This is a genomic window from uncultured Pluralibacter sp. (assembly GCF_913775985.1).
In the GTDB taxonomy this organism is placed as follows: Bacteria; Pseudomonadota; Gammaproteobacteria; order Enterobacterales; family Enterobacteriaceae; genus Pluralibacter.
Window position 1 is genome coordinate 21,958 of sequence record NZ_CAJYMB010000125.1, and the last position, 19,869, is coordinate 41,826.

Sequence of the window (19,869 nt, forward strand, 5' to 3'; positions counted from 1 at the left end):
CCGGTTAAATGCGGGACGTTGGGGTTAGTCTCGTCGAAGTGTAGCTGCAAAATCCAGCATCCGGTTCAGCGGCCTGAGCGCGCCCTCGCGCAATCCTGCATCAACGTGAATTTCATGCTCCGCGCCGCCGTGCTCCAGACCGCGGGCGATGGCTTCCAGGCCGTTCATCGCCATCCACGGGCAGTGGGCGCAGGTGCGGCAGGTTGCACCCTCGCCCGCGGTTGGCGCGGCCAGCAGCTCTTTCTCGGGCACCGCCTGCTGCATCTTATAAAAAATGCCCCGGTCTGTGGCGACGATCAGACGCCGCTGGGGAAGGCTTTTAGCCGCAGCGATAAGCTGGCTGGTAGAGCCAACGGCATCGGCCATATCGACAATTGCCTGCGGCGACTCCGGATGCACCAGTATGGCAGCGTCGGCGTAGAGCCCTCGCATGCGCATCAGTGCCTGGATTTTAAATTCGTCGTGAACAATACAGGCGCCCTGCCAGCACAGCACATCTGCGCCGGTTTGCTTTTGCACGTAGCGGCCCAGATGGCGGTCCGGGGCCCAAAGTATTTTTTCGCCGAGGCTATCGAGATGTTCAATCAGCTCAACGGCGATGCTGGAGGTGACCACCCAGTCCGCGCGGGCTTTTACTGCCGCTGAGGTGTTGGCATACACCACAACGGTTCTGTCCGGGTGGCTGTCGCAAAAGGCGCTAAATGCCTCTGCCGGACAGCCGAGATCGAGGGAGCACTCGGCGTTCAGGGTGGGCATCAAAATACGCTTTTCCGGACTGAGAATTTTCGCGGTTTCGCCCATAAAGCGCACCCCGGCCACCAGCAGCGTGGAGGCCGGATGGCGTGCGCCGAAGCGTGCCATCTCCAGCGAGTCCGAAATGCAGCCGCCCGTCTCTTCCGCCAGCTGCTGGATTTCCGGATCGGTGTAATAGTGGGCAACCATCACCGCGTCGCGCTCTTTCAGCAGGCGCTTGATTTTTTCACGATAGAACTGCTTTTCATCCAGGCCCAGCGGCAGCGGCTTGGGTGGAAAGGGATAGATTGCGCTCTCAGGATCGAATTGTATGCTCATCATCGCATCTCGTTTCTCTGACTTAACATTCCCGCCGGTAAAACGCCTTACCAGGCGCTTCATGGGTCATATTTGTTTTTTATACTAAACAAGATAGCCAATTTTGCTTCTGCTGTCGTGCATTTTTAATTCGGGGGAGATGAGTTGCTGATTGCGCGAACAGGAAGTGATAGCGTTAACGGCCCGCATACGACGAGACATCGCGATGACCACACCTGCTCTCCATTTTCTTAACGCGCGCGAGACGCTGACGCCGCACAAGGTATGGATCACCTCCTGCCTGCAAGAAGCGTGGTATACAGCCGCACCGCTGCTGACGCTGCCGGCTATTGATATTGTCATCAAAAGCGGAACGCAGACGATCCCTGAGAAGGGGGTTGGAGCTTTTACGCCTGAGGCAAATGTTATCTATATCACGCTCGATCCCGACTCCGCCGCGCTGCGGTTCCAGCCTGAAAATACGCTCGGCAGACTATTTCTGCATGAACTGCACCACGCCGCCCGCTGGAACGGGCCGGGATACGGCTTCTCGCTGGGCGAGGTAATAGTATCTGAGGGGCTCGCCGGGCAGTTTGTGCTTGAAGCCGCAGGCGGTGCCCCAGAACCCTGGGAAGCGCTTGATGCTGGTCTGGTTCACAACTCTCTCGCCGCGGTTGACGCGCAGTGGGAGAGCCGCAATTACAGCCACGCGGAATGGTTCTTTGGCGCAGGCGCGCTGCCGCGATGGCTGGGCTATTCGGTGGGCTTCAATCTGGTCGCGGAGTATCTTTTGCAAAATCCTGACCATAAGCCATCATCGTTGGCTGATGCGGATGCCGGGGCGTTTCGTGAATATCTGCAGCGGATGTGAGAGTGCGATTGGCGGATAGCAAAAAGGCGCCTTTAGGGCGCCTTTTTACACTGGTGGGTCGTGCAGGATGACTCGCTTCGCTCACCCTTCGGGTCGTCGCCGCAGGCGGCTCCGTTGTCTCACTACGTTCGACCCGAACCTGCGCAGGTTCTCATCCTGCACTTTTCGCGCCGCGCATAAAACGAAAAAAACGCCAAAAGGCGCTTTTTTCTGAATTGGTGGGTCGTGCAGGATTCGAACCTGCGACCAATTGATTAAAAGTCAACTGCTCTACCAACTGAGCTAACGACCCCTTATGGGATACTGCATTTACTACAATTCAGGCTGCTGCTTCGCAACGTTATCCTTCACGTTTTACCATCACTACGCATTAAGCGATGGTGGGTCGTGCAGGATTCGAACCTGCGACCAATTGATTAAAAGTCAACTGCTCTACCAACTGAGCTAACGACCCGCTCGGGTACTACCTGAATTTTTACTCGGCACCAGAGCATTGATGAATTTCATCAAGCGATGGTGGGTCGTGCAGGATTCGAACCTGCGACCAATTGATTAAAAGTCAACTGCTCTACCAACTGAGCTAACGACCCGAGTGGTGGGTGATGACGGGATCGAACCGCCGACCCCCTCCTTGTAAGGGAGGTGCTCTCCCAGCTGAGCTAATCACCCGATACTGCGCTGGATACTGCTTTTAGTGGTGGGTCGTGCAGGATGACTCGGCTATGCCTTGCCCTACGGGCCGCTGCTGTGCAGCGTTATCCTTCACGTTTTACAATCGCCGTCCACAAAACGATTGGTGGGTCGTGCAGGATTCGAACCTGCGACCAATTGATTAAAAGTCAACTGCTCTACCAACTGAGCTAACGACCCACTTTTTTCGCTGCTTTCAGGATGTTTGATATCCCTTGGCAACGGCGGCATATATTACTGATTTAAGATTTCAGCGCAACACATATTTTGATAAAGCGGTTTAACTGCTTAGGAATCATGCGGCATGACCAGAATTGATGCGGTTTCAGGTCATACCGTATGCATTAGAGAGCATTGAGTCGTTTTTGCGACTGTTTCGCGCCGTCGGTGCCGGGATATTTAGTGATAACCTGCTGATAAACTGCTTTAGCTTTATCTTTATCGCCCTTGTCCTGCATGATGACGCCAACTTTAAACATTGAGTCAGCAGCTTTCGGTGATTTTGGGTACTTTTTCACCACAAAGGCAAAATAATACGCTGCATCGTCTTTCTTACCCTTGTTGTAATTCAGCTGTCCGAGCCAGTAGTTGGCATTTGGCTGGTACGTTGAATCCGGATATTTTTTGACGAAGTTCTGAAATGCTGCCAGAGCGTCGTCCTGGCGAGCTCTATCTTTTACCAGCGCGATAGCCGCGTTGTAGTCCGTATTAGCATCTCCAGTTAGCGCAGGCGCACCAGAGGCGGCAGCGCCGGCAGCCGTCGAGGATGTGGCTGCGGCGTTTTGATCGCCTGACGCGGCTGGCTGTGCGGCGCTGCCGCTGCTCATGCCGTCAAGCTGTGTCTGGATCTGCTTCTGGCGTTCAACGGCCTGATTGAGCTGATACTGGTTCTCCTGAATCTGACCGCGTAACGAGTCAATATCAGATTGATTGTCCTGTAGCTGCTGCTGAAGTTGGGTTAAAAGCTGGCTGTGAGCGTTGGAGATACGCTCAAGTTGAGTGACGCGGTCTTCGACCGAGCCTGAGCCGACACTACTGATTGGCGCCTGAGCAAAAGCGGCCCAGGGGGCCGCTATGCCAACCAGTAACGACAGACTCAACAGATGATGTCTGAAGTTACTGCTCATGTAATTCTCTTAGTAAACCAGTACTGCGCGACGGTTTTTAGCGTAAGCAGCTTCGTCGTGGCCCAGTACGGCAGGTTTTTCTTTACCGTAGGAAACGATGGAGATCTGGTCAGCAGATACGCCTTTACCCTGCAGGTACATCTTAACGGCGTTAGCTCGACGCTCGCCCAGGGCGATGTTGTATTCCGGCGTACCGCGCTCATCCGCGTGACCTTCTACAGTCACTTTGTAAGACGGGTTGCTGCGCAGGAAGTTAGCGTGCGCGTCCAGCATAGCGGCGAATTCAGAGCTGACATCGTACTTATCGAGGCCGAAGTAAACGATGTTGTTCTGCTGCAGCTGCTGCATCTGCAGGCGCGCCTGCTCTTCAGAAGACATGTTGCCGCCGTTGCCGTTAGCATCCATACCTGTACCGGCACCCATCATGCCCTCACCGCTCTGGTCGTTGCTGGCATTTTTGTTAGAAGAACACGCTGCGATGGCCATAACCGGCAGAGCGATCATCAGTCCTTTCAGCACTTTGTTCAGTTGCATTTCTTTGATTCCTATAATATTCAATTAATTATTATTACAGATACGGCGACCAGGCAGGTGATTTTACCTGTCCATCAGTTGCCGGAAGACGCGCTTTGAAACGCCCATCTGTAGAAACCAGATTCAGCACGGATCCCATCCCCTGAGAAGAGCTGTAGATAACCATGGTGCCGTTGGGTGCCAGACTCGGCGTTTCATCCAGCTGCGTTGACGTCAGAACCTGCACGCCACCTCCAGCCAGATCTTGTTTGGCAATGTGCTGCTGGCCGTTAGCCGAGCTGACCATTACCAGCAATTTACCGTCGGAGCTCACGTCAGAATCCTGGTTCTGAGAACCTTCCCAGGTAATGCGCTGCGGAGTACCGCCGTTGATATTGACTTTATACACCTGAGGACGACCGGCCTGATCGGAGGTGAAGGCCAGATTCTGGCTGTCCGGGAACCAGCTCGGCTCGGTGTTGTTGCTGCGGCCGTCGGTCACCTGACGTATCTGACCAGAAGCCAGGTCCATCACGTACAGGTTCAGGCTGCCAGTTTTAGACAGGGCAAATGCCAGTTTAGTGCCGTCAGGAGAGAATGCCGGTGCGCCGTTGTGGCGCGGGAAAGAAGCAATCTGGCGTACGGCGCCATTGGCCAGTGTCTGGACAACCAGCGCCGAACGACCACTTTCAAAGCTTACATAGGCGAGCTTAGAAGCATCCGGAGACCACGCCGGTGACATCAGCGGCTGTGAAGAGCGCTTAACCACAAACTGGTTGTAGCCATCGTAATCAGACACGCGCAGCTCATACGGGAACTGGCCGCCGTTGGTCTGCACTACGTAGGCAATACGGGTGCGGAAAGCACCTTTGATACCGGTCAGCTTCTGGAACACTTCGTCGCTGGCGGTATGGCCGGCATAGCGCAGCCACTGCTTGTTCACTTTGTAGGAGTTTTGCGCCAGCACGGTACCCGGCGCGCCGCCGGTGTCTACCAGCTGGTAGGCAACGGTGTAGGAGCCATCCGGGTTCGGCGTTACCTGGCCAACGACTACGGCATCAATACCGAGCGCGGACCATGCCGCAGGCTGAACTTCCTGCGCGCTTGCCGGCTGCTGCGGCAGGCGAGAGGCGTCGAGCGGATTGAATTTGCCGCTGTTGCGCAAATCTGCCGCCACGATGCCGCCGATATCAGCAGGTGCAGCGCCCTGTCCTGCCCATTTGAACGGAACAACGCCGATAGGGCGTGCCGAGTCCACCCCCTGGGTGATCTCGATACGTACTTCTGCATGCAGCGCCGCTGCCCACAGTATGAAAAAACTAAAAAAGACTCGTAATGCCTGCTTCATCTCATCTCCCTTATCCAGGCTGCAAGCCTGCGATAATTTAGCAGAATATTAACAAACTCAAATATACACGACTATTGAAACTCTGCGACCCGCTCTACCAGCGTGACCTGGAGAGCAATATCTTAGGGTTTGAAGTCCAGCGGTGCATTTTTAAACACTTCATAAACCGCCTGGGAAGGTGGTTTAGGAAAGCGAGCCTGCCTCGCAGCGGCCAGTGCAGCCGTACAAAGAGCCGGATCGCCTCCTTCAGACTGAATGCTGGCTAACGTACCATCCGGTTTAAGTTTAATACGTAGCGTGCACACTTTCCCGGCATAGGAAGACGCATCGTAAAAGCGGCTTTCTATTGCAGTTTTAATCTGTCCCGCATAGTTGCTGATATCAGCACCTGACGCGCCATTATTTTTAGTGTTACCGCTTCCTGCAGCGGATGCATTATTTCCCTTCGCGCCACCGCCCGTTTTCGGTGCATTCTTACCTGAGCTCAGATCCCCAAGCAGATCGTCTACGCCAGAGGCCTCTTTTGATTCGGCCGCTTTCTTCGCTGCTGCAGCTTTGGCCGCTGCGGCTTTTGCGGTGGCAGCTTTTTCAGCAGCGGCTTTTTTGGCGGCAGCCGCTTTTTCGGCCGCAGCCTTTTCTGCTGCCGCTTTTTTAGCAGCTGCTTTCTCTGCAGCTTCAGCGGCGGCTTTTTCTGCGGCAGCCTGTTTCGCTGCTTCGGCAGCCGCTTTTTTCTCTGCGGCCTGTTCGGCTTTCTTAGCTGCCTCAGCTTCGGCTTTCTTCTCGGCTTCGGCTGCTGCTTTAGCGGCCTTCGCTTCCGCCTTTTTCTGAGCATCCGCTGCGGCCCTGGCCGCGTCTGCTTCTGCTTTTTTCTGAGCATCTGCGGCAGCTTTAGCCGCTTCGGCGTCTGCTTTCTTCTGGGCGTCAGCGGCGGCTTTCTTCGCGGCCTCTGCTGCTGCTTTAGCATCCGCCTGTGCTTTCGCTTTCGCTTCGGCTGTCGCCTGCGCTTTTGCCTCGGCCTCAGCCTGTGCTTTTGCATCGGCTTCTGCTTTGGCTTTCGCCTCGGCCTGGGCCTGCGCTTTTGCATCGGCTTCGGCTTTGGCTTTCGCCTCTGCCTGAGCCTGCGCTTTCGCATCTGCAGCGGCTTTAGCTTTTGCTTCCGCCTCTGCCTGCTTCTGCTGTTCTTGCGCCTGCTTCGCCGCTTCCTGCTCTTTTAGTTTTTCTTGTTCAGCCTGTTTCTGCCGCTCTTCAGCCGCCTCTTTTTCACGCAGCTCTTTCGCCTGCTGCTGAGCCTGTTTCTCGCGCTGCTCTTCGGCGCGCTTAGCGCTGGAGGGCTGATTTTGCTGGCGATTGTAATTCTCAACAACGGCGCCCGGATCGACCATCACGGCGTCGATAGACGAGCCTCCGCCCCCACCCGCCGATGCATCAATATGCTCGTCAAACGAGCTCCAGATCAGCAATGCAATCAAAATGATGTGCAGCACAACTGAAATGATGATCGCGCGTTTAAGCTTGTCGTTTTGTTCGGTTGCCTTTGACACTCTCGGTTCCCAAAAACTGCCAGCCTGCTTGCCGGGTTAGATCGGTTTGGTCATCAGACCAACAGATTTCACGCCCGCGCTGTGCAGCAGGTTCAGCGCTTTAATGATTTCATCGTAAGGCACGTCTTTGGCGCCGCCGATCAGAAAGACCGTTTTCGGATTGGCCTGCATGTGGCGCTGCGCTTCAGCGATTACCTGTTCAGGCGGCAGCTGCGACATTTTGTCCTGGCCAACGTTGACGCTGTACTGACCGACGCCGGAGACTTCAACAATGACCGGCGGATCGTCATTAGTGCTGACGGCCTGAGTCTCGTTAGCATCCGGCAGGTCTACCTCTACGCTCTGGGTAATAATTGGCGCCGTTGCCATAAAGATCAGCAGCAGCACCAGCAACACATCCAGCAGCGGAACGATATTGATTTCGGACTTAAGCTCCCGCCGCCCGCGTCCACGTGCTCTGGCCATGGCTTACCCCTTGTTGCTTTCGCTAATGGTAAACGCCTGGCGGTGCAGAATCGCGGTAAACTCTTCCGTGAAGTTATCGTAATTCAGTTCCAGCTTGTTCACGCGCTGATTGAGGCGGTTGTAGGCCATAACGGCAGGAATTGCGGCAAACAGACCGATAGCGGTAGCGATCAGCGCTTCCGCGATCCCCGGAGCCACCATCTGCAGCGTCGCCTGTTTCACCGCACCAAGCGCGATAAAGGCGTGCATAATCCCCCACACCGTGCCAAACAGACCGATATAAGGACTGATGGAGCCGACGGTGCCGAGGAAGGGAATGTGGGTTTCGAGATTTTCCAGTTCGCGATTCATGGAAATGCGCATCGCACGTGAAGCGCCTTCGATAATCGCCTCCGGCGCGTGGCTGTTAGCCCGGTGCAAGCGAGCAAATTCCTTAAAGCCGCTGTAAAAAATCTGCTCTGAGCCTGAGAGTGTATCCCGGCGGCCCTGACTTTCCTGATAGAGGCGAGAAAGCTCGATACCAGACCAGAATTTGTCCTCGAAAGCTTCAGCTTCGCGCGTGGCAGAGTTAAGTATGCGCGTTCTCTGGATAATGATAGCCCAGGACGCAATGGAAAAACCAATTAAAATCAGCATGATAAGTTTAACCAGAAGGCTTGCCTTCAGGAACAAATCAAGGATATTCATGTCAGTCACTGCTTGAACTCCGCGACAATAGACTTGGGAAGCGCACGAGGCTTCATTAAGAGTGGATCAACGCACACAATCAGCACTTCAGCCTGATTAAGTACCTTATTTTCGGCATTGACGATTTGCTGCGTAAAGATCAGTGAAGTACCGCGCACCGCTGTGATTTCTGTCTGCACTTCGAGCATGTCGTCCAGCCTGGCAGGTGCATGATAGTCCAGCGTCATTTTACGCACCACAAACGCAACCCGTTCAGCCAACAGCGCTTGCTGACTAAAGTGATGGTGGCGCAGCATCTCAGTGCGTGCTCTTTCATAGAAAGCGACATAGCTGGCGTGGTAGACCACGCCACCGGCATCAGTATCTTCGTAGTAGACACGCACCGGCCATCGAAACAGCGTTGTATTCACTTTACATCCCGGTAATACAATAAATATGAGTTCTTTCAAACTTCGCTACTATACGCGCGGCAAAGTTGCTTGGGAATGGGGGAAAGTAAAGGGAGAGTAAAATATTTATGGGCCCGGACGGACCCATAGATTTAAAGGAGGATTCTTAGTCAGGACCAGAAAAATATCAGCCCACAAACCAGCACCAGATCGGCCAGCAGCGGGCAAAATACCCCCTGCCAGAGAACGGATTTCGGACGAAAGCCCACGCCGTGGATCGCGCCCGAGCACACTGCCCACATGATCAAAAAGCCATGCCAGATCTCAAGGCTGCTGGTTTTGGCGGCAAAGCGGGACGGGTCCCAAAAAATGCATCCCGCCAGCACGAGCGCCATCAGCAAGGAAAGGGCCCTTAACGGGCCCTTATCCATTACCGCATAAATGCCTGCGATAAATTTATTCATCAGCGATCTTCTGGCTGCCCAGCTTCAACATGCTCCAGCGCCAGCGCGGTGATGACGCCAAATGCACAGGCAAGGAGCGTTCCTAAAATCCATGCGAAATACCACATACGTAGCTCCTTACTTAGTACAGAGAGGTAGAGTTGCTTTCAATATGCTCTTTGGTGATGCGCCCGAACATTTTCCAGTAACACCAGGTGGTGTAAATCAGGATGATCGGTACAAACACCGCCGCAACATAGGTCATCAGATTCAGCGTCAGCTGGCTGGACGTCGCATCCCACATGGTCAGGCTGGCATTCAACATCGTGCTTGACGGCATGATGAACGGGAACATGGCGATCCCGGCAGTCAGGATGATGCAGGCCAGCGTCAGGGATGAGAATAAAAATGCCCATGCACCTTTGTTGGCACGCGACATCACAATAGTCAGCAGCGGTAGCACCACGCCCAGAGCAGGGATAATCCACAGCACAGGCGCATTGTTGAAGTTGACCATCCATGCGCCGGCTTCACGCACCACTTCTTTAGGCAGCGGGTTAGACGCGGCAGCGTGGTTCAGCGCGGACTTAACAACGTAACCATCAATGCCGTAGTAAACCCAGACGCCCGCCAGCGCGAAGCACACCAGCGTAACCAGCGCGGCAATCTGCGAGGTAGCGCGGACGCGCAGGTGCAGCTCACCCACGGTACGCATCTGCAGATAGGTTGCGCCCTGAGTCAGGATCATCCCAACACTCACAATACCCGCCAGCAGGCCAAACGGATTCAGCAGCTGGAAGAAGTTACCGGTATAGTACAGGCGCAGGTATTCATCAATGTGGAACGGAACGCCCTGCAGCAGGTTGCCGAAAGCAACGCCAATGACCAGCGGCGGAACGAAGCTGCCCACAAAGATGCCCCAGTCCCACATGTTACGCCAGCGGGTGTCTTCAATTTTCGAACGGTAGTCGAAGCCCACCGGACGGAAAAAGAGAGACGCCAGTACCAGAATCATCGCCACGTAGAAGCCGGAGAAAGCCGCTGCGTAAACCATCGGCCATGCGGCGAAGAGCGCGCCGCCGGCTGTGATGAGCCATACCTGGTTTCCATCCCAGTGCGGGGCGATGGAGTTGATCATAATTCGACGTTCGGTGTCCGTGCGGCCAAGTACGCGGGTGAGCATGCCCACCCCCATATCGAAACCGTCAGCGACGGCAAAGCCAATCAGCAGAATGCCTATCAGCAGCCACCAGATAAAACGCAATACTTCATAATCGATCATTTGACGACTCCTGTCTTAGCGTGCCGGCTGAGTAGCCACGGTGGACTGCTCATAGTGGTAGCGACCTGTTTTCAGGCTGCTGGGCCCGAGGCGCGCAAACTTGAACATCAGATACAACTCGGCTACCAGGAACAGCGTATACAGGCCGCAGATCAGCACCATCGAGAAGATCAGGTCCCCTGCGGTCAGCGAAGAGTTTGCTACTGCCGTTGGCAGAACTTCACCAATAGCCCACGGCTGACGGCCGTACTCGGCGACAAACCAGCCTGACTCAACGGCCAGCCACGGCAGCGGAATGCCGTACAGGCAGGCGCGCAGCAGCCATTTTTTAGAGCCGACGCGGTTGCGAATAACGCTCCAGAAGGAGAGCGCGATAATGAGCAGCATCAGGACACCGCAGGCCACCATCAGGCGGAATGCAAAGTACAGCGGCAGAACGCGCGGAATTGAATCTTTAGTCGCCTGCTGAATCTGAGCATCGGTCGCATCAGAAACGTTCGCGGTATAGCGCTTGAGCAGCAGCCCGTAGCCGAGATCTTTCTTCACGGCGTTGAACTCGTTGCGCACGGTAGCATCTGTCGAGCCTGCACGCAGCTCTTCAAGCAGCTTGTACGCCTTCATACCGTTACGAATACGCTCTTCATGCTGGGACATCAGCTCTTTAAGACCTGTGACCTGCTTATCCACGGAGCGAGTCGCAATCAGGCCCAGCGCGTAAGGAATCTGAATGGAGAAATGGTTTTCCTGCGCATCCTGGTCCGGAATGCCGAACAGCGTAAATGAGGCCGGTGCAGGCTGCGTTTCCCATTCGGCTTCAATCGCGGCCAGCTTGGTCTTCTGCACGTCGCCCATTTCGTATCCGGATTCATCACCCAGCACGATAACTGACAGCACCGCCGCCATACCGAAGCTTGCAGCGATGGCGAAAGAGCGTTTAGCGAAAGCGAAGTCGCGATTGCGCAGCATGTAGTATGCGCTGATACCGAGGATGAACATGGCACCGGTGCAGTAACCTGCCGCCACAGTGTGAACAAATTTCACCTGGGCAACCGGGTTAAGCACCAGTTCGGAGAAGCTCACCATCTCCATGCGCATGGTTTCGAAGTTAAAGTCAGATGCGATAGGGTTCTGCATCCAGCCGTTCGCTACCAGAATCCACAGTGCTGAGAGGTTAGAGCCCAAAGCGACAAGCCAGGTAACAGCCATATGCTGAACTTTACCCAGACGATCCCAGCCGAAGAAGAACAGACCTACAAAAGTGGATTCGAGGAAGAAGGCCATCAGACCTTCAATGGCTAGTGGAGCACCGAAGATGTCTCCTACATAGTGAGAATAGTAGGACCAGTTGGTACCAAACTGGAACTCCATGGTCAGACCGGTAGCCACGCCCAGAGCAAAGTTGATACCAAACAACTTACCCCAGAACTTGGTCATATCTTTATAAATCTGTTTGCCAGAAAGGACGTAGACCGTTTCCATGATTGCCAGCAGAAACGCCATACCCAGCGTTAGTGGCACAAACATAAAGTGGTACATCGCAGTCAAGGCAAACTGTAAGCGCGACAGTTCGACTATATCTAACATTATGACTCCTTGCTCATCGCATGAAGACTCCGAGAGTGAAATCCCTAAGGATTCACACGCATGCCCCAATACCCAATTAATTTACTTCCCTGCTCATCGCTGTTTGCCATTCCCAAACAGTGATGAGCAAAAGTTGCAAATGCGTTAATAAAAACCAAATTAATCCCGTGAATATATTACGCCGCAAAAACCCTACAATAAACATGTTTTTATTGAATCTGTTTTACGTTTCACGTTTGCGATCAATCTACCGCGCTACCAGCTGCTGCAGGCGGAATTGATCCAGAACAATTTACCCCCTTTGGGGGCGCTTTTCCATAAAGTGAGTATTGTTTTAAATCAAATTAATCTGCAATTGTTAACGTAATGTTCATTAAGGAGTTTTTAGTAAACCAAATGTTAGAGATATGTTTTTGATAATATATTGACGGTTATCAAATTAGAGATAATTGAAAGGAGAAAGTGAGTTTAATTTACTTTGTAAATATGCGGCAGCGACAGCGCTGAATATTAAGTCATTTATCCGATCTGAAAGTATAGAACACGTATTCACACTTTATTAACTAATACGGCAAAAAACCGGTAGTTTTACCGTGGTGGCTTTGCATAGCACGCAGGTGTCCGGAGGTGTTTATCGGATGCATTAAATAAAAAAGGCCGCTTTTTCAGCGGCCAACCATGTCGAAATCGAACACAGAATGCTCCCCCTTACGAGGAGCCGAGAGGATTTACTTAATGATAGCTTTCAGCGCGTCACCGATATCGGCAAGACTGCGCACGGTTTTAACACCGGCGGCTTCCAGTGCGGCAAATTTTTCATCCGCGGTACCTTTACCGCCAGCGATGATGGCGCCCGCGTGGCCCATACGCTTGCCCTTCGGCGCGGTAACACCCGCGATATATCCCACAACCGGTTTAGTGACGTGCTCTTTGATGTAGGCCGCAGCTTCTTCTTCCGCGCTGCCGCCGATCTCGCCGATCATCACAATCGCTTCAGTCTGCGGATCTTCCTGGAACAGCTTCAGGATGTCGATGAAGTTGGAACCCGGGATCGGATCGCCGCCGATGCCCACACAGGTAGACTGGCCAAAGCCGTAGTCGGTGGTCTGCTTAACGGCTTCATAGGTCAGCGTACCGGAGCGGGATACGATGCCCACTTTACCCGGCTTATGGATATGGCCCGGCATGATGCCGATTTTGCACTCGCCCGGTGTAATAACGCCCGGGCAGTTCGGGCCAATCATGCGCACGCCGGCTTCGTCGAGCTTCACCTTCACGGTCAGCATATCCAGCGTCGGAATACCTTCGGTGATGGTGATGATGAGCTTAATGCCGGCGTCAATAGCTTCCAGAATGGAGTCTTTGCAGAACGGCGCCGGGACGTAGATAACCGATGCTGTCGCGCCAGTTGCGTCTACGGCTTCACGGACAGTGTTGAATACCGGCAGACCGAGATGGGTGGTGCCGCCTTTGCCTGGCGTAACGCCGCCGACCATCTGCGTACCGTAAGCAATCGCCTGTTCAGAGTGGAAAGTACCCTGACTTCCGGTGAAGCCCTGGCAGATAACCTTAGTGTCTTTATTAATTAAAACTGACATTATTTCCCCTCCACTGCGGCAACAACCTGCTGTGCTGCGTCCGTCAGACTTTTCGCTGCAATAATATTCAGGCCGCTGTCAGCCAGTTTCTTCGCGCCCAGTTCGGCGTTGTTCCCTTCGAGACGAACCACGACCGGTACGTTAACGCCCACTTCGGCGACTGCGCCGATAATGCCGTCGGCGATCAGATCGCAGCGTACGATACCGCCGAAGATGTTAACCAGTACGGCTTTAACATTGTCATCAGAGAGAATAATTTTGAATGCTTCGGTAACGCGCTCTTTGGTCGCGCCACCGCCGACATCGAGGAAGTTAGCCGGTTCACCGCCGTGCAGCTTAACAATGTCCATCGTACCCATTGCCAGGCCCGCGCCGTTTACCATGCAGCCGATGTTGCCATCAAGAGCAACGTAGTTCAGCTCCCACTGCGCGGCCTGCGCTTCACGCGGATCTTCCTGTGACTGATCGCGCATTTCCCGCAGATCGGCCTGGCGGAACAGCGCGTTGCCGTCTGCGCCCAGCTTGCCGTCGAGGCAAATCAGATCGCCCTGTTTAGTGATAACCAGCGGGTTAATTTCAATCAGCGCCAGATCGCGCTCGAGGAAAATTGTCGCCAGGCCCATGAAAATTTTGGTGAACTGCTGAACCAGCTTGCCTTCCAGACCAAGCTTGAACGCCAGCTCGCGGCCCTGATAAGGCATCGGCCCGGTCAGCGGATCCAGCGCTACTTTGTGAATCAGGTGCGGTGTTTCTTCCGCCACTTTTTCAATCTCAACGCCGCCTTCAGTAGAGGCCATGAAAACCACGCGGCGGGAGCTGCGATCGACAACCGCGCCGAGATAAAGCTCTTTAGCAATGTCCGTCGCGGCTTCAACCAGAATCTGGTTCACCGGCTGACCGTTAGCATCTGTTTGATAGGTAACCAGACGTTTACCCAGCCAGTTTTCAGCGAATGCGCGGATCTCTTCTTTACTGTTAACCACTTTCACACCGCCCGCTTTACCGCGGCCGCCGGCGTGAACCTGGCACTTCACGACCCACGGGCCAGCGCCGATCTTAGAGGCGGCTTCTTCTGCTTCGCGCGGGGTTGAGCAGGCATAGCCTACCGGTGCAGGTAAACCATAACGGGCAAATAGCTGTTTGGCCTGGTATTCATGTAAGTTCATGCGTTCTATCCACTTTTCAGGTAATCATTATCATTTTACCTGCGGATCTCAGCGATCCGCAGGACAGGTGATATCGGAAAACTATACGTCCAGCAGCAGGCGGGTTGGATCTTCCAGCAGCTCTTTAATAGCCACCAGGAAGCCTACCGATTCGCGGCCGTCGATTAGACGGTGATCATAGGAGAGCGCCAGGTACATCATCGGCAGGATCTCTACTTTACCGTTAACGGCCATCGGGCGATCTTTAATGGCGTGCATCCCCAGAATCGCGCTCTGCGGCGGGTTGATGATCGGGGTAGACATCAGCGAGCCGAAAACGCCGCCGTTGGTAATGGTAAAGTTACCGCCGGTCAAATCGTCAACGGTCAGCTTGCCGTCGCGGCCTTTCAGCGCCAGCTCTTTGATTTTCTTCTCGATGTCGGACATGCCCAGCGCATCAACATCGCGCAGTACCGGCGTAACCAGACCGCGCGGCGTAGAAACGGCCATGCTGACATCGAAGTAGTTGTGGTAAACAACGTCTTCGCCATCGATAGAGGCGTTTACTTCCGGATAGCGTTTAAGCGCTTCAACCACGGCCTTGACGTAGAAGGACATGAAGCCCAGACGGATACCGTGGCGCTTTTCAAACACTTCGCCGTACTGCTTGCGCAGATCCATGATCGGCTTCATGTTGACTTCGTTGAAGGTGGTCAACATTGCCGTCGAGTTCTTCGCTTCCAGCAGACGTTCAGCCACGCGTTTACGCAGGCGCGTCATCGGAACGCGTTTCTCGGTGCGGCCAGCCAGCGGTGCAGGGGCGGCTTCAGGGGCTTTCGCCTCTTCTTTTTTCGCCGGCGCGCTGGCCAGATGTTTTTCAACGTCTTCGCGCGTCAGGCGGCCGCCGACGCCGGTACCTTTGATGGCATTCGCATCCAGGGTATGTTCGGCAAGCAGGCGACGAATCGCCGGGCTCAGAGCGTCATTGTTCTGCTCCTCCAGAGAAGCCTGCTGGCGCTGAGCCGGAGTCGACTCTTTACTCTCAGACTTGGTATCCGTTGCCTTACCGGCGCTGTTACCTTCGCGCAGGCGGCCCAAAATTTGACGGGAAGTGACGGTGGCACCTTCATCTTCCAGCACTGCATCCAGAATGCCGTCAGCAGACGCCGGTACTTCCAGTACCACTTTGTCAGTTTCGATTTCTACCAGCACTTCATCGCGAACAACCGCATCGCCCGGTTTTTTGTGCCAGGTGGCAACAGTGGCATCGGCTACGGATTCAGGCAGGTCGGGAACCAGAATATCTACGCTACTCATTGTGTATCCTTTATTTAATCGACGTTCAGCGCGTCATTGACCAGGTCTTGTTGCTGTTTCTGATGAACGGACATGTAACCTACCGCCGGCGAGGCGGAGGCCGGGCGGCCTGCATATTTCAGAGCGGCCCCAAACGGAACTGCATCACGCAGATGATGCTGGCTGCAGTACCATGCGCCCTGGTTAAGAGGCTCTTCCTGGCACCAGACAAAATCATGTACGTGGGCATAAGGCTTCAGCGCTTCCTGAACCGCCTGATGCGGGAACGGATAGAGCTGCTCGATGCGCACAATAGCGACATCTTTCTGATCGTTTTTACGGCGCTGCTCCAGCAGGTCGTAATAGACCTTACCGGCGCACATCACCACACGTTTCACGTCTTTCGGATCCAGCTCGTCAATTTCACCAATCGCAGGCTGGAAAGCGCCGTTAGCCAGGTCGTCCAGCGAAGAAACCGCCAGCGGATGACGCAGCAACGATTTCGGCGACATCACCACCAGCGGGCGGCGCATGCCGCGCAGCGCCTGGCGACGCAGCATATGGTAAACCTGCGCCGGTGTTGAAGGCACGCAGACCTGCATATTCTGCTCGGCGCAGAGCTGGAGATAGCGCTCGAGGCGCGCGGAGGAGTGCTCCGGACCCTGCCCTTCATAACCGTGCGGCAGCAGCATAACCAGACCACACATGCGGCCCCACTTCTGCTCGCCGGAGCTGATGAACTGGTCAATGACCACCTGCGCACCGTTGGCGAAGTCGCCAAACTGCGCTTCCCAGATGGTCAGCGTGCGCGGCTCTGCGGTGGCGTAGCCGTATTCGAACGCCAGTACTGCCTCTTCAGACAGTACGGAGTCCCAGACTTTGAACTGGCCCTGCCCGCTGTGAATATGCTGCAGCGGCGTGTAGGTAGAACCATTGGTCTGGTTATGGATCACCGCGTGGCGGTGGAAGAAGGTGCCGCGGCCGGTATCTTCACCGGAGAGACGAATCGGAATACCTTCGTCTACCAGCGTTGCGTAGGCCAGGTTCTCGGCGCCGCCCCAGTCGAACAGCTTATCGCCGGCGGCCATCGCCTGGCGATCGCCGTAGATTTTGGCAACGCGCGACTGCATCTCAACGCCTTCCGGCACGGAACTGATGCGCTTCGCCAGCTCCTGCAGACGCTTCATCTCTACCTTGTTTGGATAGCTTTCGTCCCACTCGTGGTTGAGATACGGCGACCAGGTGAAGGAGTGCATATTCATCGGGCGCCACTCTTTTACCACGCACTCGCCGGCATCCAGCGCATCGCGGTACAGATTAACCATTTCGGTTGCGTCTTCGAGCGTCGCCACGGTGTCCTGCTCAAGGCGATCGGCATAGATCTTACGCGGCGTCGGATGTTTTTTGATTTTCTGGTACATCAGCGGCTGGGTCGCACTCGGCTCATCCGCTTCGTTATGGCCGTGGCGGCGATAGCAGACCAGATCGATAAACACGTCGCGTTTGAAGTTGTTGCGGAAATCAAGTGCCAGGCGAGTCACGAATGCTACCGCTTCCGGATCGTCAGCGTTGACGTGGAAAATCGGCGCCATCACCATCTTGCCGATATCGGTGCAGTACGGCGTGGAGCGGGCATCCAGCGGGTTCGAAGTGGTAAAGCCAACCTGGTTGTTGATGACGATACGCACGGTACCGCCCACTTCATAGCCGCGGGCTTTAGACATGTTCAGGGTTTCCTGAACGACGCCCTGGCCGGTAACGGCCGCATCACCGTGGATGGTAATCGGCAGCACTTTATTGCTGCTTGGCTCGTCCAGACGATCGAGGCGGGCGCGCACGGAACCAATAACCACCGGGCTGACGATTTCGAGGTGCGACGGGTTAAACGCTAGCGCCAGGTGGACCAGGCCGCCTTCGGTTTCAATATCGGACGAGAAGCCCATGTGATATTTCACGTCGCCGGTGCCGAGGTGCTCTTTGTGCTTGCCGGCAAATTCGTCAAACAGATCCTGAGGCTTTTTACCCAGCACGTTAATCAGTACGTTAAGGCGACCGCGGTGGGCCATACCCAGCACCACTTCGCGCGTGCCGTTATTCCCCGCGTGGCGGATCAGCTCTTTCAGCATCGGCACCAGCGCATCGCCGCCTTCAAGCGAGAAACGCTTCGCACCCGGGAATTTCGCGCCCAGATAACGTTCCAGACCTTCTGCCGCCGTCAGCTCACCGAGGAAGCGTTTTTTCTCTTCTGCAGAGAAGCTGGCATGGCCGACTACCGATTCAAGACGCTGCTGGATCCAGCGCTTCTCTTCGGTAGAAGTGATATGCATATACTCTGCGCCGATAGAGCCGCAGTAGGTTTGCTTGAGCGCGTCAATCAGCTCGCCCAGTTTCATCGTGTCTTTGCCGATAGCAAATGAGCCTACGTTAAAGCTTTCCTGAAAATCGGCCTCGGTGAGATCGTGAAACGCAGGATCTAAATCTGCAACGCGCTCCTGCTGCCACAGCCCCAGCGGATCCAGATTGGCATTCTGATGGCCGCGGAAGCGATAGGCGTTGATCAGCTGCAGGACTTTGACCTGTTTGACGTTAGCGTCAGGATCGGAAATCGCGGAAGTATAACGTGAGGCATCCTTCGCCAGACGACGGAAATAATCACGCGTTTTGGAATGAAATTGATCGGGTTTGACTCCGGTACCAGGCAGCTGCTGGAACATTGAGCGCCAGTTGGCGTCCACAGAGTCCGGATCGGTTAAGAAGTCTTCATAGAGCTGTTCAATCCAGCTCTGGTTCGAGCCAGAGAGGAAGGAAGAGTCCAGCCAGGCTTTCATTGCGCCGTTCTGCATCGTGATCCCTTAAGCACTTTTATGCTTATTTCGTCGTAGAAACAACCACGCACATCGGGTGTACGTGCCGGGGTTCACCTGCGAGCTCTTATGCTTTATTGGGCTCGCGAAGGAACCTTTAAAAACTGTCTCATAATCCTGTTCGCGTCGCGTATTGCGCTGAACGTCGTGATTATTCTGTATGCTTTACGGCAGTTTTTAGAGGTTTCCTGCAATTCCATTCCCGCTCAGTCTGAGCGGGAATGAATGAGGGGAGAAGCACCCCTCTTCCGCTATTGCTACGCGCTGCGGTTAAGCAGCATCGACTTGATATGGCCAATTGCCCGCGTCGGGTTGAGTCCTTTCGGACACACGCTTACGCAGTTCATGATGCTGTGGCAGCGGAATACGCTGAACGCATCGCTCAAACCTTCAAGGCGGCTGTCGGTTTCGGTATCGCGGCTGTCGATAAGGAAACGGTAAGCTGCCAGCAGGCCAGCAGGGCCAATGAACTTATCGGGGTTCCACCAGAACGACGGGCAGGATGTAGAACAGCATGCGCAGAGAATGCACTCGTAAAGTCCATCGAGTTTTTCACGCTGCTCCGGCGACTGTAAATGCTCGCGAGCGGGTGGATTTTGCCCATTATTCAACAAGTAAGGCTTAATCTTCTCATACTGAGCATAGAACTGTCCCATGTCTACCACCAAATCGCGGATCACTGGTAAACCGGGCAGCGGGCGGATGACAATTTTCTTGCCCGGCTGGTTGAGCGCAGAGATGGGCGTAATGCAGGCCAGACCGTTCTTGCCGTTCATGTTCAGGCCGTCGGAACCGCACACGCCTTCACGGCAGGAGCGGCGAAACGCCAGTGTGGGATCTTTCTCTTTCAGCTGAATGAGCGCATCCAGCAGCATCATGTCGCGACCTTCATCCGCCTCCAGGGTGTAATCCTGCATGCGCGGTGCATCATCGACATCCGGGTTGTAACGATATACTGAAAACTCGAGTCTCATGT

The 19,869-nt window shown here is 54.6% G+C and carries 18 protein-coding genes, 5 tRNA genes and 1 other RNA gene; 1 reads left to right on the forward strand and 23 read right to left on the reverse strand.

The window, feature by feature from the left end:
• Window positions 1-24: 24 nt before the first annotated feature.
• The gene (nadA, locus tag QZ766_RS15180) at window positions 25-1,074 is read right to left on the reverse strand and encodes a quinolinate synthase NadA (RefSeq protein WP_297203347.1); all 1,050 of its coding nucleotides are present in this window, start codon (window positions 1,072-1,074) and stop codon (window positions 25-27) included.
• A 202-nt stretch (window positions 1,075-1,276) separates the two neighbouring features.
• On the opposite strand from nadA, the gene QZ766_RS15185 reads away from it, so the two are divergent.
• Window positions 1,277-1,921 carry a DUF2268 domain-containing putative Zn-dependent protease gene (locus tag QZ766_RS15185; protein ID WP_297203349.1) on the forward strand — a complete coding sequence of 215 codons (645 nt, stop codon included), beginning with the start codon at window positions 1,277-1,279 and terminating at the stop codon, window positions 1,919-1,921.
• Between the two features lie 51 nt (window positions 1,922-1,972).
• Here the strand turns inward: QZ766_RS15185 and QZ766_RS15190 are convergent.
• The 22 genes from QZ766_RS15190 to sdhB form a co-directional block, all read right to left on the reverse strand.
• Window positions 1,973-2,097, reverse strand: a non-coding RNA gene (locus QZ766_RS15190) — RtT sRNA.
• A gap of 40 nt (window positions 2,098-2,137) precedes the next feature.
• A tRNA-Lys gene (locus QZ766_RS15195) sits at window positions 2,138-2,213 on the reverse strand.
• Between the two features lie 86 nt (window positions 2,214-2,299).
• A tRNA-Lys gene (locus QZ766_RS15200) sits at window positions 2,300-2,375 on the reverse strand.
• 60 nt (window positions 2,376-2,435) lie between these two features.
• Window positions 2,436-2,511, reverse strand: a tRNA-Lys gene (locus QZ766_RS15205).
• Window positions 2,512-2,514: 3 nt separating this feature from the next.
• Window positions 2,515-2,590, reverse strand: a tRNA-Val gene (locus tag QZ766_RS15210).
• Window positions 2,591-2,715: 125 nt separating this feature from the next.
• Window positions 2,716-2,791, reverse strand: a tRNA-Lys gene (locus tag QZ766_RS15215).
• 164 nt (window positions 2,792-2,955) lie between these two features.
• Complete coding sequence (cpoB, locus tag QZ766_RS15220; RefSeq protein ID WP_297203351.1) at window positions 2,956-3,738, reverse strand: cell division protein CpoB; 783 nt, start codon at window positions 3,736-3,738, stop codon at window positions 2,956-2,958.
• A gap of 9 nt (window positions 3,739-3,747) precedes the next feature.
• Entirely contained in the window at window positions 3,748-4,272 is a 525-nt protein-coding gene (pal, locus tag QZ766_RS15225) for a peptidoglycan-associated lipoprotein Pal (RefSeq protein ID WP_297203353.1), read from the reverse strand.
• Between the two features lie 34 nt (window positions 4,273-4,306).
• Entirely contained in the window at window positions 4,307-5,599 is a 1,293-nt protein-coding gene (gene tolB, locus QZ766_RS15230; protein WP_297203354.1) for a Tol-Pal system beta propeller repeat protein TolB, read from the reverse strand.
• 122 nt (window positions 5,600-5,721) lie between these two features.
• Entirely contained in the window at window positions 5,722-7,140 is a 1,419-nt protein-coding gene (tolA, locus tag QZ766_RS15235) for a cell envelope integrity protein TolA (RefSeq protein WP_297203356.1), read from the reverse strand.
• 36 nt (window positions 7,141-7,176) lie between these two features.
• Window positions 7,177-7,605: a colicin uptake protein TolR gene (gene tolR / locus QZ766_RS15240; protein WP_297203358.1), complete on the reverse strand. Its 429-nt coding sequence runs from the start codon at window positions 7,603-7,605 to the stop codon at window positions 7,177-7,179.
• A gap of 3 nt (window positions 7,606-7,608) precedes the next feature.
• Window positions 7,609-8,301: a Tol-Pal system protein TolQ gene (tolQ, locus tag QZ766_RS15245; RefSeq protein ID WP_297203360.1), complete on the reverse strand. Its 693-nt coding sequence runs from the start codon at window positions 8,299-8,301 to the stop codon at window positions 7,609-7,611.
• Window positions 8,298-8,702, reverse strand: coding sequence for a tol-pal system-associated acyl-CoA thioesterase (ybgC, locus tag QZ766_RS15250; RefSeq protein WP_297203361.1), 405 nt, complete (start codon window positions 8,700-8,702; stop codon window positions 8,298-8,300). The genes tolQ and ybgC overlap by 4 nt, the downstream gene beginning before the upstream one ends.
• Before the next feature lie 149 nt (window positions 8,703-8,851).
• Entirely contained in the window at window positions 8,852-9,145 is a 294-nt protein-coding gene (ybgE, locus tag QZ766_RS15255; protein WP_297203363.1) for a cyd operon protein YbgE, read from the reverse strand.
• Window positions 9,145-9,252, reverse strand: a complete 108-nt coding sequence (gene cydX / locus QZ766_RS15260) for a cytochrome bd-I oxidase subunit CydX (RefSeq protein WP_297203365.1) — start codon at window positions 9,250-9,252, stop codon at window positions 9,145-9,147. The genes ybgE and cydX overlap by 1 nt, the downstream gene beginning before the upstream one ends.
• A gap of 14 nt (window positions 9,253-9,266) precedes the next feature.
• Window positions 9,267-10,406: a cytochrome d ubiquinol oxidase subunit II gene (gene cydB, locus QZ766_RS15265; RefSeq protein WP_297203367.1), complete on the reverse strand. Its 1,140-nt coding sequence runs from the start codon at window positions 10,404-10,406 to the stop codon at window positions 9,267-9,269.
• Window positions 10,407-10,421: 15 nt separating this feature from the next.
• Complete coding sequence (gene cydA / locus QZ766_RS15270; protein WP_297203368.1) at window positions 10,422-11,990, reverse strand: cytochrome ubiquinol oxidase subunit I; 1,569 nt, start codon at window positions 11,988-11,990, stop codon at window positions 10,422-10,424.
• A gap of 728 nt (window positions 11,991-12,718) precedes the next feature.
• On the reverse strand, window positions 12,719-13,588 hold the full coding sequence (gene sucD / locus QZ766_RS15275; RefSeq protein ID WP_297203370.1) for a succinate--CoA ligase subunit alpha: 870 nt from the start codon (window positions 13,586-13,588) through the stop codon (window positions 12,719-12,721).
• Complete coding sequence (gene sucC / locus QZ766_RS15280) at window positions 13,588-14,754, reverse strand: ADP-forming succinate--CoA ligase subunit beta (protein WP_297203372.1); 1,167 nt, start codon at window positions 14,752-14,754, stop codon at window positions 13,588-13,590. The genes sucD and sucC overlap by 1 nt, the downstream gene beginning before the upstream one ends.
• A gap of 81 nt (window positions 14,755-14,835) precedes the next feature.
• The gene (gene odhB / locus QZ766_RS15285; RefSeq protein ID WP_297203374.1) at window positions 14,836-16,050 is read right to left on the reverse strand and encodes a 2-oxoglutarate dehydrogenase complex dihydrolipoyllysine-residue succinyltransferase; all 1,215 of its coding nucleotides are present in this window, start codon (window positions 16,048-16,050) and stop codon (window positions 14,836-14,838) included.
• A 14-nt stretch (window positions 16,051-16,064) separates the two neighbouring features.
• A complete protein-coding gene (gene sucA / locus QZ766_RS15290; RefSeq protein ID WP_297203376.1) occupies window positions 16,065-18,872 on the reverse strand; it encodes a 2-oxoglutarate dehydrogenase E1 component in 2,808 nt (935 codons plus the stop codon).
• Window positions 18,873-19,150: 278 nt separating this feature from the next.
• Window positions 19,151-19,867: a succinate dehydrogenase iron-sulfur subunit SdhB gene (gene sdhB, locus QZ766_RS15295; RefSeq protein ID WP_297203378.1), complete on the reverse strand. Its 717-nt coding sequence runs from the start codon at window positions 19,865-19,867 to the stop codon at window positions 19,151-19,153.
• Window positions 19,868-19,869: the final 2 nt, after the last annotated feature.

Bases quoted from the DNA above. Each gene is read 5' to 3' on its own strand.
- nadA (WP_297203347.1), bottom strand. From the start codon at position 1,074: ATGATGAGCATACAATTCGATCCTGAGAGCGCAATCTATCCCTTTCCA.
- QZ766_RS15185 (WP_297203349.1), top strand. From the start codon at position 1,277: ATGACCACACCTGCTCTCCATTTTCTTAACGCGCGCGAGACGCTGACG.
- cpoB (WP_297203351.1), bottom strand. From the start codon at position 3,738: ATGAGCAGTAACTTCAGACATCATCTGTTGAGTCTGTCGTTACTGGTT.
- pal (WP_297203353.1), bottom strand. From the start codon at position 4,272: ATGCAACTGAACAAAGTGCTGAAAGGACTGATGATCGCTCTGCCGGTT.
- tolB (WP_297203354.1), bottom strand. From the start codon at position 5,599: ATGAAGCAGGCATTACGAGTCTTTTTTAGTTTTTTCATACTGTGGGCA.
- tolR (WP_297203358.1), bottom strand. From the start codon at position 7,605: ATGGCCAGAGCACGTGGACGCGGGCGGCGGGAGCTTAAGTCCGAAATC.
- ybgE (WP_297203363.1), bottom strand. From the start codon at position 9,145: ATGAATAAATTTATCGCAGGCATTTATGCGGTAATGGATAAGGGCCCG.
- cydX (WP_297203365.1), bottom strand. From the start codon at position 9,252: ATGTGGTATTTCGCATGGATTTTAGGAACGCTCCTTGCCTGTGCATTT.
- cydB (WP_297203367.1), bottom strand. From the start codon at position 10,406: ATGATCGATTATGAAGTATTGCGTTTTATCTGGTGGCTGCTGATAGGC.
- cydA (WP_297203368.1), bottom strand. From the start codon at position 11,990: ATGTTAGATATAGTCGAACTGTCGCGCTTACAGTTTGCCTTGACTGCG.
- sucD (WP_297203370.1), bottom strand. From the start codon at position 13,588: ATGTCAGTTTTAATTAATAAAGACACTAAGGTTATCTGCCAGGGCTTC.
- sucC (WP_297203372.1), bottom strand. From the start codon at position 14,754: ATGAACTTACATGAATACCAGGCCAAACAGCTATTTGCCCGTTATGGT.
- odhB (WP_297203374.1), bottom strand. From the start codon at position 16,050: ATGAGTAGCGTAGATATTCTGGTTCCCGACCTGCCTGAATCCGTAGCC.
- sucA (WP_297203376.1), bottom strand. From the start codon at position 18,872: ATGCAGAACGGCGCAATGAAAGCCTGGCTGGACTCTTCCTTCCTCTCT.
- sdhB (WP_297203378.1), bottom strand. From the start codon at position 19,867: ATGAGACTCGAGTTTTCAGTATATCGTTACAACCCGGATGTCGATGAT.